Source organism: Paraburkholderia strydomiana, assembly GCF_031456815.1.
GTDB classification, from domain to species: Bacteria; Pseudomonadota; Gammaproteobacteria; order Burkholderiales; family Burkholderiaceae; genus Paraburkholderia; species Paraburkholderia caledonica.
In genome coordinates, this window is the sequence record NZ_JAVDVL010000011.1 from 140,299 (window position 1) to 155,579 (window position 15,281).

Genomic DNA, 15,281 nt, shown 5'->3' on the forward strand with positions numbered 1-15,281 from the left:
TTGAATCGGCTCGTCATCGCTTCAAGACAGCGCTGCTCGCACGCGGCCGTGCCACATATCGCCGATGCGGTACAGTGCACTGCCGACGGGTACCGCAAGCGTGCTGGCCATTCCCGCACCTGAGAGGGGAAACGCGCCTTCGCCGAATGCACCGACATCCTGCTCGACACCCGCCATATGTTTGCCGATGCGATGCCCGAGATAGCTCATCAGCGCAACGCCGTTGCCGTTGCAGCCGAGTGCATAGTGCACGCCGTCGTGCTGGCCGATGTGCGCGAGTCTGTCCCCGGTCATTGCGACGAAGCCTTTCCAGGAATGCGTGACGCGCACGTCCCGAAGGGCGGGCCACAATTGCACGAGCTTCGCGTACAACCGCCGCGCGGCCTCGCGTTCATCGATCTCGCGGATGGCGGGCCGCGACCCGAAGATCATTCGCGTGCCGTCCGGCGAGGGCCGCGTGTAGAAGAGATTGCGCTTCGAATCGCTGATCATGCGGCGGCCCGGATTGAGGACGTCCATGAGGCCTTCAGGCAGCGGCTCGGTAGCAATCTGATAACTCGCGACCGGCAACACGCGGCGCGAAAAGAACGGCAGCAGTGGACCTGTATAGCCGTTGGTAGCCAACAGCACCTGCCGCGCGTCGAACACGCCGCGCGCGGTGTGCACGCGAAACCGCGTATTTCCCATTCGTTCGATCCGCTGCACTGCTGCGTGCGAATGCAGCGTCGCGCCGCGCCGGCGCGCGAGGTCGCGCAGCGCACGATGATATTTCGCGGTATGCAGTCCGCCGTATTCGTCGACGAGAATGCCGCCGTAGTAATAGTCGGAGCCGATGATGCCGCGCTGCGCATCGCGCTCGATCACATGCACCGTGACGCCGGTCTTGTCGCGCAACAACTGGCCTTGGCGACGCAGCACGTTGAAATGCGTGGGCGTATAGGCGCCGAAGAAGCGGCCGGTGATGCGCAGGTCTGCGTCGAGCGATTCGTCTCCGATGATTCCCTTGAGATAGTCGAAGCTCGCCATCGACTCCTGCATCAGGCGCGTGAGACGTTCAGCGGACACGCCGCGAATGGCGTTGGTCAGCGCAAGCTTCTGACCGCTCGACACCATGCCTCCGCTGCGGGTGCTGCCGCCAGCGCCGATCTCGGCGCCATCCAGCACCGCGACGCGCGCGCCATGCTTCGCTGCCTCCGCCGCGGCCGACAGCCCGCAATACCCGCTGCCGACGATTGCCAGGTCCACGTTCGCCGGCAAAGGCTCCGGCGCGACCTCGGGCGGTGCGGCGTCCCACCAGTACGGGGTGCAGCGGAAGGTTTCGTGAAACAGCAACGCATCGGGACGCATGGACTTGACCCTGTTCGCTTGATCGAGTCCAGTGTCGCGCTCGCAAATCATCCGGTCAAATAGCGCCAAAAACGGCTTCCATTCATTTCTGATATGGCAAGCTGAGACTTCGGCCGATGTTTTGCGCGGCCCACGTCCGGAGAAAACGATGAATCTCAGGCAGGTCGAGGCGTTTCGGCTGGTCATGCTGCGTGGTTCGATGACGGCCGCCGCCGAAGAACTCGGCACATCGCAACCGAGCATCAGCCGGTTAATCGCGGAACTGGAAGCCGCCACGGGACTGACGCTGTTCGTGCGCAATGGCGGACGCATTCATGCCACCGATGCTGGCAGCGCGTTCTATCGCGAGGTGGATCGCAGCTTCGTCGGTCTGGAGAAACTGCAGCATTCGGCGCGAGAGATTCTTGAACTCGGCAGCGGACGGCTGCGGATCGTGGCAGCGCCGGTCCTCGCGCTGTCGTTTCTGCCTGCCGTGATCGCGCGCTTCGCTGACGCCCATCCGCGCGTCGCGGTGTCGCTCGAAATGCGCAGCGAGAGCACGATCCAGCGCTGGGTGTCGTCTGGACACTGCGACGTAGGCTTCGCGACCACCACGCCGGATGCGTTCGGCGTGATGAGCGAGGAACTCTATGAACTGGCGGGGCTATGCGCGTTGCCAGCGCGTCATGCGCTAGCGGCGCGCACGCGGATTCGCGCGGCCGACTTGCGTGGCGAACGGCTCATCCTGCCTTCCTATGCGGACGATACGCGTGCCGCGCTCGATCGCGCGCTGCGTCCGGCGGGCGCGGATCAGGTGCCTGCGATCGAGACGCCGTATGGCGCGACCATCTGCGCGCTCGTGACGCGCGGCGCGGGCGTGGGCATCGTCAATCCGCTCGCGACCGTGGATGCCGATCCTGCGCGCATCGTGTTCCGGCCGTTCGCGCCGGCGATCTGGTTTCGCGGATTCACGCTTTATCCGCAGACGCCGCGAGGCAATCCGTTGGTCGGCGAGTTTCTCGAACTCGTCGGTGAGCAGATGGCGGCGTTGAGGCGGGGCGCGCATATCTGAGTCCATGCTCGTTGACCGAACACAAGCTTCTTGCGACCGACTGTAAATTGAGTTCTAAAGTATTTCCCTTGTGATGCCGTTCATGAGTTGTTTGAGTTGTTTGCACGTCGAAGTATTCAGTTGGCAACAAGAACCGCCCAACAAGAAGGAATAGGAATGCGACAGCACCACAACGGCGCTCGCCAGCATCACTTTGGTGCGGTCGGTCGCACAAGGCAGATGAATCTAAACCGTAGCCCGGGGAAAAGTCATGGCGGACGCCAATGAGATTGTCGATTTGACGCGAGAAGTTCACCGTATAGCCAAGGGCAACGTATCGGATATCAACGACATCAATCGTGAAACCACCTTTCTCGCCATCAACGCGCTGATCGAATCGGCCCGTGCCGGCGACGCCGGGCGCGGTTTTGCCGTGGTCGCAAATCAGGTCAAGGTAGTGTCGCAACGCATCGGACAGTTGACCACCGAACTGGGCCGCGAACTCACGGCCCTAGGCGACCGGATGATCACGCAGCTCGAGCAGCAGGAAGCGCAGCGCCTCACGGATCTCGCGCTCAACATGATCGAGATCGTCGATCGCAACCTCTACGAACGCTCCTGCGATGTGCGCTGGTGGGCGACCGACTCCGCGATCGTCGATTGCGTTGCGCACGACACCCGCGAACACCGCGCGTTCGCGTCAGAGCGGCTAGGCGTGATTCTCGACAGCTACACCGTGTACCTCGATCTGTGGGTGATCGACATGGAGGGCAACGTCGTGGCCACCGGCCGGCCTGGCCAGTTCGCCACGGCAGGGCAAGCGAACGTGGCGGACGAGCCGTGGTTCAAGGCGGCGGCGAAGTCGGCGTCGGGCGCCGAGTATGCGGCGGCCGAACTCGCTTCGATGGCGGCGCTCAATGGCGCCGCCGTGGCGACGTACGCGGCGGCGATTCGCGAAGGCGGCGCTAACCGGGGGCGTCCGCTCGGCGTACTGGCGGTATTCTTCAATTGGACCCCGCAAGCTTCGACGGTAGTCAAGGGCGTGCGTTTGTCGGTGGAGGAGTGGACGCGTACGCGCTGCCTGCTCGTCGATGCACGCAAGCGCGTGATTGCCAGTTCAGACGACAAAGGCGTGCTGCAGGAAGTGCTGCCGCTCAAAGTGAGCGATCCGAAGGCGGGCGCGTATCGACCGGACGCGGACACATTGGTGGCCTACGCCCTCACGCCGGGCTACGAAACATACGAAGGGATGGGATGGTACGGCGTGATCGTGCGCAAGCGCGCGGGGCGGTGAAGGGAGTCGCCCACACCATCCGCCGTTTATGGATGGTGTGTCGATTGGGCGCGCCGGTGATCCTGCCAGGGGGGCGAGTACAACGACGGCTTTGAGACTGGGTTGACATGTTCGAAACGCTGGTTTGGGCTACAGCAGCTACTGCTGACGGAAACCCCTAAAGCCGCGAGAGTTCGGTTACACGCTTTGTCTTCATCGTGCGAGGCCTAACGTGCCAAAACCTGATTTTCATCGGGCGTTGAGTCCGAACGAGGGCCGTTCCGCCCGGCACGACTACTTTCACCCTTCTTGTTCTGGCTTCAAGACCCGGAGTCGAACACATTCGCAACTGTAAGGGGCCGACCAAAGCGCTCTGGCCGCTCCTTCCTTTCTGATCAATCGTTGACAAGTCTCCAGCAATAAGGGCAAGTTTGTCGGTTTCACAAATGCCGACGGGTGACCCGACGATGGAACGATCCTCCAATAGCGCCCTCGAAATGATCGCAGCGGCGGCCGACCCGTTGCGCGTCGGATTCTTTCTGGTTCCTGATTTTCCGATGATGACCTTCGGCGCCGCGGTCGATCCGCTCCGCCAGGCCAATCGCATCTCCGGGCGCGCGCTTTATAAATGGAGCTTCCTATCCATCGATGGCGCGCCTGTTCACTCGAGCGCGGGCGTCCCGTTTCCGATCGACTATTCGATCGCCGACATGCCCCCCTGCGATCTGATCATCCTCTGCGCAGGGTTGAATCATACGAAGGCTTACAAACCTGCTGTGTTCAAATGGTTGCGCTCGGTGCATGGCCGGGGATGCGTGCTCGGCGGCATCTGCGCCGGTCAGTTCCTGATTGCCAAGGCGGGCCTGCTCGACGGGCGCCGTTGCGCCGTTCATTGGGAGCTACTCGCGGCGTTCCAGGAAGAGTTTCCGCGCAGCGTGGCGTCCAACGCCATCTTTGCGGTGGATGGTCCGTTCGTCACGTCGTCCGGCGGCACCGTGACCCTCGACATGATGCTGCACCTCATCGCGGCGAGCAAAGGCCGCGACATCGCGAACGCGATTTCCGACCAGTTCAATCATCCGGAGATCCGTCAGCAGGATTCGGCTCAGCGTCTGCCGGCGCAAATGCGCTTCGGCATCCGCAATCCCAAACTGCTCGAAATCGTCAAGGTGATGGAATCGAGCATCCAGAATCCTGTCGATCTCCAGGTGCTCGCGCGCCGCGTACAACTGTCGACGCGTCAGATTGAACGTCTGTTCGTCACGCATGTCGGCAAAACACCGTCGGCTTTCTACGCCGGCTTGCGCATGGCCCGCGCGCACGATCTGATTCTTCAGACGGATCTGTCCATCTCCGACGTCGCGGAAATATGCGGCTATATGTCGGCGGCGCGCTTCGGCCGAATCTATCGCGCGCATTACGGTAGCACGCCGAGAGAAGTCCGCCAGGGCGGTGTTGCGCGCCGTCAACCGCTGACTGATTCCTCACGCTGACCTTTCACGACCAATGTCACGCAAGAAGTGCGATGTCGCTTTTTGTACCTGAAATGTCGCATTCGCGTTTTTGTTCAAATCTTGAATCGACTTAACCTGTCCATCAGCCGTTTACGCCCGCTTCCCACTTATTCCGGAGACCATGCAGTGTCCAACGATTCCGAAGCAACGCCGCATCCTTACATTCCCGTTCTCATCGACGACCTCAAAAGCGGCAATGTCTCGCGCCGTCATTTTCTTCGCACGGCGACGTTGCTCGGATTGTCGGCCATGACGGCGTACAAGCTGAGCGGCGAAACGAATCCGTTCATTAGCGACGCGCAGGCCGCCGACGCGCTGCCCAAAGGCGGGCATCTGCGAATCGGAATGCGCTGCATGGAGATCAAGAGTCCGCATCAGGCCGACTTCGCCGAGAAGTCGAATGTCATCCGGCAGGTTTGCGAATTTCTGACGTTCACCGGCAACGACAATATCACCCGCCCGTATCTGCTGGAGCGCTGGGAAGTCAGCGAAGACCTGAAGACCTGGACACTGCATATCCGCAAGGGCGTGAAGTGGCACAACGGACGCGCGCTGAATGCGGACGACGTGGTGTGGAATCTCAAACGTGTCTGCGATCCGGCAGTGGGTTCGTCGCAACTCGGGCTATTCACCGGTTACCTCGTTCAGGAATACGACTCCGGACAGAAGGATGCGAGCGGCAAGCCAAAGAAGGCGAGCCGCATCTGGTCCGATAATGCGATCGAGAAGGTCGACGACCTGACGGTCCGGCTGAACTGTTTCGCACCGCAAATCGCCGTGCCGGAACATCTGTTCCACTACGCGATGTTCATTACCGACCCGGCGGACAAGGGCATGTTCGGCGCCGGCTTCAACGGCACCGGCCCGTTCGAACTCACCTCGTACACGGTCGGCAAGAGCGCGGTGTACAAGGCGCGTAAAGACTATTGGGGCACCGGTCCTTATCTGGACTCGTTCGAGTTCGTCGACCTGGGCGACAGCGCGGGCGCCGGCATCTCGGCGATGGCTTCGCGCCAGGTCGACGGTCTCTCCGAAGCCGACGCGGTTCAGGTAAATGCGATGAAGCGCCTGCCGCACGTGCAGCCCTACAGCGTATTGACCTCGCAAACCGGCGTGGCGCGTATGCGTGTGGATCACAAGATTTTCGGCGACCCGCGCGTGCGCAAGGCGATGAAACTCGCGATCGATCATCAGAAGATCATTGCCACGTCGCTGCTCGGCGCGGGCGTGTCGGCGGAAGATCATCACGTCGCGCCGGTTCATCCGGAATACTACGCATTGCCCAAATACGGCCGCGACGTCGTGCAGGCGAAGAAACTGCTGGCGCAAGCGGGTTACCCGAACGGCTTCGAGATCGACATGGTGACGCGTCCCGATCCGATCTGGGAGTTGAACACGGTTCAGGCACTCGCCGAGCAGTTCAAGGACATCGGCGTGAAGGTCAACATCAAGCCGCTGCCGAGCGCGCAATACTGGGAAGTCTGGACCAAGGTGCCGTTCAGTCTCACGGGCTGGGGGCATCGGCCGCTCGGCGTCATGACGCTGTCGCTCGCATACCGGACCAACGCGGCGTGGAACGAGTCGGGCTACGCGAATCCCGAATTCGATGCACTGCTTGACCAGGCGGACGGCATTCTCGATCCGAAGAAACGCAGCCTGGTGATGGCAAAAATCGAAAAGCTGATGCAGGAAGACGGCCCGATCGTGCAACCGTTCTGGCGTGCGTTCTCGACGGTGATGGATAAGAAGGTGAAAGGCTTTACGGTGCATCCGTCGCAATACATCTTCGCGAATCAGTACGCCGTGGGCGCCTGAACCGGATAGGCGCGCCTTCAAGGCGCGCCGCCCGAGGTCGCAAGAACGTACCAACTATGGGTTCCGTCGACATGGCTTCATTTCTCGCTAAACGCATCACATTGATGATCGTGACGATGTTGTGCGCGTCATTCGTCGTATTCGCCGTATCCGAGTTCACGCCGGGCAGTGTAGCGCGCCGCACGCTCGGACCGTACGCCACCCAGCAACAGGTCGATCTGCTGTCGCAACGCATGCATGGGAACGACCCATTGATGGTGCGCTACGGACACTGGCTCGGCGTGCTGGCCGGCGTAATGCCGGATCCGCTCGAAGATCCGGCGAACGGATTGGGTTTTACCGATCCGCGCGGCTCGCAGTATTTCGGCAATTTCGGCTACTCGACGCTTTATAAACTCCCCGTCAACGATGTGATGTGGAAGCGCCTCGGGCACACGGCCATTCTCGCGGGGATCGCGTTCGCGTTGATCGTACCGCTCTCCATGCTGTTCGGCATTCTGTCCGGGCTCAAGGAAGGAGGGGCGCTCGATCGCAGCCTCTCTGTCGTCTGCATCACTTTCACGTCGATCCCGGAGTTCGCGTCGGGTGTGTTTCTGGTGACACTGTTCGTGATCCTCTGGCCGATCCTGCCGGGCACGAGCCCGCTCGACGGCAGCGAGGGCGGGCGCTGGTCGGTCGCGTCGCAACTGGTGTTGCCGGTCGCGGTACTGGTGCTCTACGACTTTGGCTACGTCGCGCGGATGATTCGCGTGTCGATGATCGGCGTGATGGAGAAGCCCTACATCCGCACGGCGATCCTGAAAGGATTGAACCCGCGCCAGGTGATTCTCGGGCATGCATTGAGAAACGCAATGATCGCGCCGTTCACCGTGTTGCTGCTGCAGATCAACTTTCTGATCGGCGGCGTGGTGGTGACCGAGATGGTGTTCGCCTATCCGGGCTTCGGCCGGATGCTGCTCGACTCCAGCATGTTCGGCGACATCGCCATGCTGGAAGCCGCCACGCTGGTCACGGTCTTTGTCGCCGTCGTGACGCAGTTTCTCGGCGACCTCGGCTACATGCTGCTCAATCCACGCATCCGTGTGAGGTAATCGTATGTCTTCCATTGATCCCGGCGTGGTGCCGCTCGCGGTGCGTACCTCACGCGCTCCGCGGCGTGCATGGACGCGTCTGTTCAGTTCCCCCACGGCCGTCGTCGGCTTGTCGCTAATCGTGTTCTGGGTCGTCGTGGCCGTGCTCGCGCCGTTCTTGCCGCTGCCGTCGCCCACCGCCCAGGATGCGATGGCAATGGCCGATCCGACGCCGTCGGCGGCGCACTGGCTCGGCACCGACATTCTCGGCCGGGACATCCTGTCGCGTCTCGTCTTCGGCGCGCGCACCGTGTTACTGGTGGCGCCGCTGTCGGTCGCGGTCGCGATGCTCGCCGGGATCACGCTCGGCATGCTGGCGGGCTATTTCGGTGGCTGGATCGAAGCGATCGTCGACCGCTTTTCGGACCTGGTGCTAGCGTTTCCGGTGCTCGTCCTTTACGTGATCCTGATTGCGAACGTCGGTGCCTCGGTCGGCAACATCGTGCTGGCCACCACGATCGCGTCGGCGCCGGGCATCGGCCGGATCGTGCGCGGCCTGGTACTCGATCTGAAGCAGCAGGAATACGTGGCAGCGGCGCGTCTGCGTGCGGAAAGCACGTTTTACATCATCGTGTGCGAGTTGCTGCCGAACTGTCGCGGACCGCTCTTCGTCGACGCGTGTCTGCGGATCGGCTACACGATCATCACGATCGGTGTGCTCGGTTTTCTGGGGCTCGGCTTGCCGCCGCCCAATCCGGATTGGGGCGGCATGGTGCGCGAAACGACGACCGTGATCAACGTGTGGCCGCTCATGTCGATTGCGCCGTCGGTCGCCATCGTGAGCCTCGTCCTCGGATTCAACCTGCTGGCCGACGGAATGCGGGAGGCCTGGAAGCCATGAATGCGATCATCGAATCAGGCTTGCTGGAAAATCGCCATGCAAGGTCGTCGGGCGATACGCCGTTGCTGGAAATCCGCGATCTTCGCATCGAGTATCGCGGCCGTTATGAATCCGTCGTCGCCGTGCCGAATGTGTCGCTGACCATCGCGCCGGGAGAAAGCTATGGCCTCGTCGGCGAATCGGGCTGCGGCAAGACCACGACTGCGATGGCGGTAATGGGCTATCTCGGCGGAACCGGACGGGTGACGAACGGCAGCATTCGCTTCGAGGGCGAGGAACTGGTCGGCGCGAGTCTGCAAAAGCTACGCACCATTCGCGGTCGCCGCGTGGCGATGGTTTATCAGGAGCCGATGAGCGCGCTCAATCCGGTCAAGACCATCGGCTCGCAGCTCGCCGAAGTGCCGATGCAGCATCTGGGTTCGTCACGGGCCGAGGCGCGCGAGCTGTCTGCGAGCATGCTCGAGAACGTGCGTCTGCCCGATCCGCTCGCGATGCTCAAGCGCTTTCCTCATCAACTGTCAGGCGGGCAGCAACAACGGATCGTGATTGCAATGGCGTTGCTTGCGCGGCCTGCGTTGCTGCTGCTCGACGAGCCGACGACCGGCCTCGACGTCACCGTCGAGGCCGCGATTCTCGATCTGATCGCGGACCTGCGAAAACAGTACGGCACGAGTCTTCTGTACATCTCGCACAATCTCGGCTTGATAGCGAGTGCCTGCGATCGGGTCGGCATCATGTACTCGGGCGAGATGATCGAGGAAGCCGATACGCAGACACTGTTTCGCCAGCCGCGTCATCCGTATTCGCAAGGTCTGCTTGGCTGCATTCCGGGCATTGGAAGCCCGAAGGGCGTGCGAGCGTTGTCGCCGATTCCGGGGCATTTGCCGTCGCCGACAGAGCGTCCGCAGGGTTGCTGGTTCGGACCGCGCTGCGCTCACTTCCAGCAGGAAACATGCGGCCGCAACGCGATTGCGCTGGCGCCGGCGGAAGACGAAGCTCATCTGGTTCGATGCATCCGCTGGCAGGACCTTACGCGCGCAAGCGTCGCGTTGAGCGGCGAGGCGGCAGTGAGCGTCGATCGTGATACGGCGCTGTCGGTCACCGACGTGTCCAAGCAATACCTGCTCAACGGCGGACGTCGCACCGTGCAGGCCAACGAATCGGTCTCGTTCAAAGTAGGCAAGGGCGAGATCATGGGGCTGGTCGGCGAATCCGGCTGCGGCAAGTCCAGTCTCGCACGCATGCTCGTCGGCCTCGAAGGGGCGACCTCGGGCTCGATACAGTACGACGGCGTCGAGCTAGCCCAGGTGCCGGCGAAGAAACGCGCGCGCGACATGCTGCAGTCGATCCAGATGGTGTTCCAGAATCCCGACAGCACGCTCAATCCTTCTCACTCGGTGGCTTCGCCGATACGCCGCGCACTGCGCAAATTCGGCGGCTACAAGGATAAAGCGGCGATCGAGAAGCGCTTGCAAGAGTTGCTGCAACTGGTCCGGCTACCCGCCGAACTGGCGCAACGCCGGCCGTCGCAACTGTCCGGCGGTCAGAAACAGCGCATTGCGATTGCCCGCGCGTTTGCGACGAATCCGTCGCTGATCGTCGCCGACGAGCCCGTCTCGGCACTCGACGTGTCGGTGCAGGCAGCCGTCATTACGTTGCTGCTCGCCATCCAGAAAGAGCAGGAAAGCACGCTGCTCTTCATTAGCCACGACCTTGCACTGGTGCGCCATATCGCGGACCGGATCGTCGTGATGTATCTCGGCCGGATCATGGAAAAAGGCCTCGCCGAAGAGATATTCGCGCCGCCTTACCACCCGTACACGGAAGCGCTGCTGTCCGCCGTTCATAGTCCGGACGCGTCGGTCAAACAACAGGAGCGGATCCGCCTGACCGGCGAAACGCCGAGCCCCATCAACGTGCCGCCGGGATGCCGCTTCGCGTCGCGCTGCCATCGCAAGATCGGCGACATTTGCGACACCGTCGCGCCGCCGGTGCGGCAAGCATCGCCGACGCATGAGATTGCCTGCCATATCAGCCTCGAGGAGTTGCGTACGATGCGCCCCGTGTTTCAGCAAAGCACCGCCGGAGGAACCCGCGCATGAGCGACGGCACGTTTTCTTTCGATCTCGTGATTCGCGGCGGCACGGTCGTGCTGCCCGACGGCACAGCCGAAGTCGATATCGGTGTGCGGGACGGACGCATCGTCGCGATCGAGGCGGGGTTGCCTGCCGGACGGCAAGAGGTGTCGGCGGCGGGCCGCATCGTGATGCCCGGCGGCGTCGACGCGCATTGCCATATGGATCAGCAGCCGTGGGAAGGCAAATCCACCGCGGACGATTTCCAGAGCGGCACGCTGTCCGCGCTGTGCGGCGGCACCACGACCATCATTCCGTTCGCCATGCAGATGCGCGGGCAGTCGCTGGCTGAAGTGGTGGCCGACTATCACGAACGCGCGTTGCCGAAAGCGCATATCGACTACACGTTCCACTTGATCGTGGGCGACCCCACGCCGCGTGTGCTGGAAGAAGAACTGCCGCAACTGATCGCCGAAGGTTGCACGTCGGTGAAAATCTATCTGACGTACGAAGGCCTGAAACTCGACGACTACGAAGTGCTCGAAGTGCTCAACGTGGCGCGCCAGGAAGGCGCGATGGTCATGGTGCATGCGGAGAACGACGCCTGCATCCGCTGGCTGACCGAGCATTTTCTGAAGGCGCGCAAGACGCAACTGCGCTATCACGTCATTTCGCGGCCCGCCATCGGCGAGCGCGAAGCGACCTTCCGTGCGATCAGTCTCGCCGAAGTGATCGAGACGCCAATTCTGATCTGCCACGTGTCTGCGGCGAGCGCGACCGAAGAAATCCGCCGGGCGAAGCAGCGCGGCCTGCCGGTGTATGCGGAAACCTGTCCGCAGTATCTCTTTCTCGCCGCCGAGGATATCGACACACCGGACCTGTCGGGCGCGATGTGCGTCTGCACGCCGCCGCCGAGGCCGCGCGAGAACCAGGCGGAAATCTGGCGCGGTTTGCTGGACGGCACGCTCGAAGTGTTCTCGTCGGACCACTCGCCGTGGCATTACCGCGACAAGATCGCCGAGGGTCCGGATACGCCGTTCACGCGTATTCCGAACGGCGTACCCGGGATCGAAACGCGTTTGCCTCTGCTGTTTTCCGCCGGTGTGAACGGCGGCCGCATGTCGCTCATGCAATTCGCCGAATTGACCGCGGCGACGCCCGCGCGCCTGTACGGCCTGTATCCGAAGAAAGGCGTGATCGCGATCGGCTCGGACGCCGACTTTGCGATCTGGGATGCGCAGCGCGAAGTGACGATCAAAAACAGCATGCTGCATCACGCGACCGATCACACGCCGTATGAAAACAAGGTGGTGCAGGGCTGGCCCACCACCACGATTTCACGCGGCGAAGTGGTCTGGCATGAGGGCAAGGTCAGTTCGACGCCGGGGCGCGGCCGGTTCATTGCGGCCGAACGTCCGTTCCCGCGGCAGTCCACGTTGCCGTCGGTACTCGAAGCATGAGCGGCATCACGAACACGAGCGATCGCCTTCGAGGCAAGGTCGTGCTGATTAGCGGCGCGGCGAGCGATATCGGTGTGGCAATCGCGGCGCGCTGCATTGCCGAAGGTGCGAGCGTGGTGTGCGCGGACCTCGACGGCACCGCCGCCGCGCGCACCGCCGCGCAACTCGGCGCGGCCGCGCTATCCGTGCAATGCGACGTGACGGACATCGAATCGGCTCGCGCGGCGGTCGAGTTGACGCGGGCGAGGTTCCGCCGTCTCGACGGATTTGTTCATAACGCGGCGGCGCCCTGGCACGACGGTTCCGTGGAGGATCTGGCGCCGGCGCACTGGCATCAGGAAATCGACGTGTCGCTCACGGGCGCGTTTTTGCTGAGCCGCTTTGTCGTACCGCTGATGCGCGAAAGCGGCGGCGGCTCCATCGTGCTGGTGGCGTCGCAGTTGGGTCACGTGGCGGCGGCGCGTTCGGTGGCCTATTGCGCGGCCAAGGCAGGGCTGATTCACCTCGCGCGGCTGATGGCCGTCGATCACGCGGACGCCGGTATTCGCGTCAATAGCCTGTCGCCCGGCGCGGTACGCACGGGGCGGCTGTTGCGCTCGTTTGCGTCGCTCGACCACGCTGATGCGGAACTCGGCCCGGCGCATCTGCTGGGCCGCATCGGCCGTCCGGATGAGATCGGCGCGAGCACGGCATTCTTGCTGAGCGACGACGCGTCGTTCGTGACCGGCACCGATCTGCTCGTGGACGGCGGCTATACGGCGCGTTGATTCACAACCGCCGCACGCGCGCTGCAATCCATTTTGTCAGGGAATGAGATGAACTTGTTGATTACAGGCGGGACCGGTTTCGTCATGAGCGTGGTCGCCCGCGAATGGCTCGACCAGCATCCCGATCGGCGCGCCGTCATCCTCGACCGCGCCGGACTCGACGACACCGCGCAAGCCTGGTTCGCGCCGGTGCGGGATCGGCTCACCGTGATCGAAGGCGACGTGCGCGATCCGACGGGCTGGGCGGCGGAACTCGACCGTCACGATATCTCCGCGGTCGTGCACGGCGCGACGGTCACGCCGATCTCGCGCGGCAGCGCGGAGGAAGCAGCACGACTGCCGCCCGAAGCGCTCACGCCCGCGCGCATCGTCGACGTCAACCTGATGGGCACGGTGCAGGTGTTGGAGTGGGCACGGCAGCAGCCCGCGCTCCAGCGTTTCATCTATATCAGTTCCGGGTCGGTCTACCGTCACCACGGGCCCGACTGGTCGCACGAGCCGTTGCCGGAGGACGGCTACGTCGCGCCGCTCACGCTGTACGGCATTTCGAAATTTGCTTCGGAGATGGTCGTCAACCGTTACGCGGATCTGTTCGGATTGTCGGCGGCCTCGGTGCGGCTCTCGTCGATTTATGGGCCGATGGATCGGGCCACCGAAAGCCGCGATTTCCGCCACGTGCCGAACCGGGTCGCACAGATGGCGCTGGACGGCGAGCTCATTAAACCGAACAGCCTGACGCCGGTCGGCGACTACCTGCATTCGGTCGACGCCGCGCGCGCGATTCTCGCGCTCACCGAGGTGTCGCGGCTGCGTTACCGGCACTACAACGTTGCGAGCGGCGTGACTACGACGATCGGCGACATCATCGGCTGGGCGGCGCAACGGGTACCCGGCGTTCGTTACGAAGTGACCGGCGAAGCCGGCGCGAACGTGATCCAGGACCCGGCGCTCGCCACCGGCATGTGGGGTGCCTACGACATTTCGCGGCTTGAACGCGATACGGACTGGCGTCCGCGCGAGGGTCGCGCCGCCTTTCACGATTACATGGACTGGCTCGTCGCCAGTCGTTCCTGAACGAGAGACCTGCATTCATGACCGACACTCAAACTCAAGGCCCGGCGCGGGATTTCATCGGCTACGGCGCGAGGCCGCCGCTGGTGACGTGGCCCAACGGCGCCAAAGTCGCGATCAATCTCGTGCTGGTGTACGAAGAGGGTTCCGAATACTCGTGGCTGGAGGACGGCCGCAACGACAACTGGGGTGAGTACAACCTGAGCTCGAGCCCGAATCTGCGCGACCTCGGCACGGAGACGCACTTCGAATACGGCAGCCGCGCCGGTGTCTGGCGGCTGGCGAGATTGTTCGACCGTTACCGGATTCCCGTCACCGTATCCGCGTGTGCGGTCGCGCTGCAGCGCAATCCGGAAGTCGCCGTATGGATGAAAGAGCGCGGACACGATCTGCTCGGTCACGGCTTGCGCTGGACCGACTATCCCGGCATGAGCCGCGAAGAAGAAGGGCGGCAAATGCGGGCGGCGATCGATCTCTATCGTGAGGTGCTCGGCGTGCATCCGCCTGGCTGGAATTGCCGGTCGTTTCCGAGCGTGAATACACGCGATCTGATTATCGAAACCGGCGGCTTTCTGTACTACTCCGACCCGTGCAACGACGACATTCCGTACTTTGTCGAACACGACGACGGCGAATTGCTGGTCGTCCCTTACTCGAAGACGCTGAACGACAGCCGCTATCTGATGGCGCCGGGCTACAGCAATCCGCGCGATTTCGCCGAGGATTGCCGTTGCGCGATCGACTATCTGATCGACGAAGCGGACGAGGCCGGCGGCAAGATGCTGACCATCGCGGCGCATGCGCGCTGGAGCGGCCAGCCCAATCGCGCGGCGGGACTGAAAGAGGTGATCGAGCACGTCGGGCGTTCACGCGGACAAGCCGCTTTCATGCGACGCGAGGACATCGCGCGTCATTGGCTGGCCAACCACACGCAGTTTCGCAAGGGAGCCTGAACGTG

At 62.8% G+C, this 15,281-nt stretch carries 12 protein-coding genes; 11 read left to right on the top strand and 1 reads right to left on the bottom strand.

Annotation, left to right across the window (positions count from 1 at the left end):
• Positions 1-21: 21 nt before the first annotated feature.
• The gene (locus J2W46_RS26090) at positions 22-1,347 is read right to left on the bottom strand and encodes an NAD(P)/FAD-dependent oxidoreductase (protein ID WP_310357664.1); all 1,326 of its coding nucleotides are present in this window, start codon (positions 1,345-1,347) and stop codon (positions 22-24) included.
• A gap of 148 nt (positions 1,348-1,495) precedes the next feature.
• Here J2W46_RS26090 and J2W46_RS26095 point away from each other — a divergent pair, with 148 nt between their 5' ends.
• From J2W46_RS26095 to J2W46_RS26145, 11 genes are all read left to right on the top strand, one after another.
• Positions 1,496-2,398 (top strand): LysR substrate-binding domain-containing protein, encoded by a 903-nt coding sequence (locus J2W46_RS26095; protein ID WP_310357480.1) that lies wholly within the window; start codon positions 1,496-1,498, stop codon positions 2,396-2,398.
• A 250-nt stretch (positions 2,399-2,648) separates the two neighbouring features.
• Positions 2,649-3,671, top strand: a complete 1,023-nt coding sequence (locus tag J2W46_RS26100; protein ID WP_087750716.1) for a methyl-accepting chemotaxis protein — start codon at positions 2,649-2,651, stop codon at positions 3,669-3,671.
• Between the two features lie 446 nt (positions 3,672-4,117).
• Positions 4,118-5,143: a GlxA family transcriptional regulator gene (locus tag J2W46_RS26105; protein ID WP_310357481.1), complete on the top strand. Its 1,026-nt coding sequence runs from the start codon at positions 4,118-4,120 to the stop codon at positions 5,141-5,143.
• 147 nt (positions 5,144-5,290) lie between these two features.
• Entirely contained in the window at positions 5,291-6,979 is a 1,689-nt protein-coding gene (locus J2W46_RS26110) for an ABC transporter substrate-binding protein (RefSeq protein WP_087750714.1), read from the top strand.
• Positions 6,980-7,050: 71 nt separating this feature from the next.
• Positions 7,051-8,070: an ABC transporter permease gene (locus J2W46_RS26115; protein WP_310357482.1), complete on the top strand. Its 1,020-nt coding sequence runs from the start codon at positions 7,051-7,053 to the stop codon at positions 8,068-8,070.
• Positions 8,071-8,074: 4 nt separating this feature from the next.
• Positions 8,075-8,950, top strand: coding sequence for an ABC transporter permease (locus J2W46_RS26120; RefSeq protein ID WP_087750713.1), 876 nt, complete (start codon positions 8,075-8,077; stop codon positions 8,948-8,950).
• Complete coding sequence (locus tag J2W46_RS26125) at positions 8,947-11,052, top strand: ABC transporter ATP-binding protein (RefSeq protein WP_310357487.1); 2,106 nt, start codon at positions 8,947-8,949, stop codon at positions 11,050-11,052. Before J2W46_RS26120 ends, J2W46_RS26125 begins: the two co-directional genes overlap by 4 nt.
• Positions 11,049-12,485 (top strand): dihydropyrimidinase, encoded by a 1,437-nt coding sequence (gene hydA / locus J2W46_RS26130; protein WP_310357490.1) that lies wholly within the window; start codon positions 11,049-11,051, stop codon positions 12,483-12,485. Before J2W46_RS26125 ends, hydA begins: the two co-directional genes overlap by 4 nt.
• A complete protein-coding gene (locus J2W46_RS26135; protein WP_310357495.1) occupies positions 12,482-13,252 on the top strand; it encodes an SDR family NAD(P)-dependent oxidoreductase in 771 nt (256 codons plus the stop codon). Before hydA ends, J2W46_RS26135 begins: the two co-directional genes overlap by 4 nt.
• 48 nt (positions 13,253-13,300) lie before the next feature.
• The gene (locus J2W46_RS26140; RefSeq protein ID WP_310357498.1) at positions 13,301-14,326 is read left to right on the top strand and encodes an NAD-dependent epimerase/dehydratase family protein; all 1,026 of its coding nucleotides are present in this window, start codon (positions 13,301-13,303) and stop codon (positions 14,324-14,326) included.
• A 17-nt stretch (positions 14,327-14,343) separates the two neighbouring features.
• Positions 14,344-15,276 carry a polysaccharide deacetylase family protein gene (locus tag J2W46_RS26145; protein WP_310066986.1) on the top strand — a complete coding sequence of 311 codons (933 nt, stop codon included), beginning with the start codon at positions 14,344-14,346 and terminating at the stop codon, positions 15,274-15,276.
• The last annotated feature ends 5 nt before the right edge of the window (positions 15,277-15,281 follow it).

Coding starts and splice junctions, on each gene's coding strand:
- J2W46_RS26115 (WP_310357482.1), top strand. CDS start 7,051: ATGGCTTCATTTCTCGCTAAACGCATCACATTGATGATCGTGACGATG.
- J2W46_RS26100 (WP_087750716.1), top strand. CDS start 2,649: ATGGCGGACGCCAATGAGATTGTCGATTTGACGCGAGAAGTTCACCGT.
- J2W46_RS26105 (WP_310357481.1), top strand. CDS start 4,118: ATGGAACGATCCTCCAATAGCGCCCTCGAAATGATCGCAGCGGCGGCC.
- J2W46_RS26090 (WP_310357664.1), bottom strand. CDS start 1,347: ATGCGTCCCGATGCGTTGCTGTTTCACGAAACCTTCCGCTGCACCCCG.
- J2W46_RS26135 (WP_310357495.1), top strand. CDS start 12,482: ATGAGCGGCATCACGAACACGAGCGATCGCCTTCGAGGCAAGGTCGTG.
- J2W46_RS26120 (WP_087750713.1), top strand. CDS start 8,075: ATGTCTTCCATTGATCCCGGCGTGGTGCCGCTCGCGGTGCGTACCTCA.
- J2W46_RS26095 (WP_310357480.1), top strand. CDS start 1,496: ATGAATCTCAGGCAGGTCGAGGCGTTTCGGCTGGTCATGCTGCGTGGT.
- J2W46_RS26140 (WP_310357498.1), top strand. CDS start 13,301: ATGAACTTGTTGATTACAGGCGGGACCGGTTTCGTCATGAGCGTGGTC.
- J2W46_RS26125 (WP_310357487.1), top strand. CDS start 8,947: ATGAATGCGATCATCGAATCAGGCTTGCTGGAAAATCGCCATGCAAGG.
- hydA (WP_310357490.1), top strand. CDS start 11,049: ATGAGCGACGGCACGTTTTCTTTCGATCTCGTGATTCGCGGCGGCACG.
- J2W46_RS26145 (WP_310066986.1), top strand. CDS start 14,344: ATGACCGACACTCAAACTCAAGGCCCGGCGCGGGATTTCATCGGCTAC.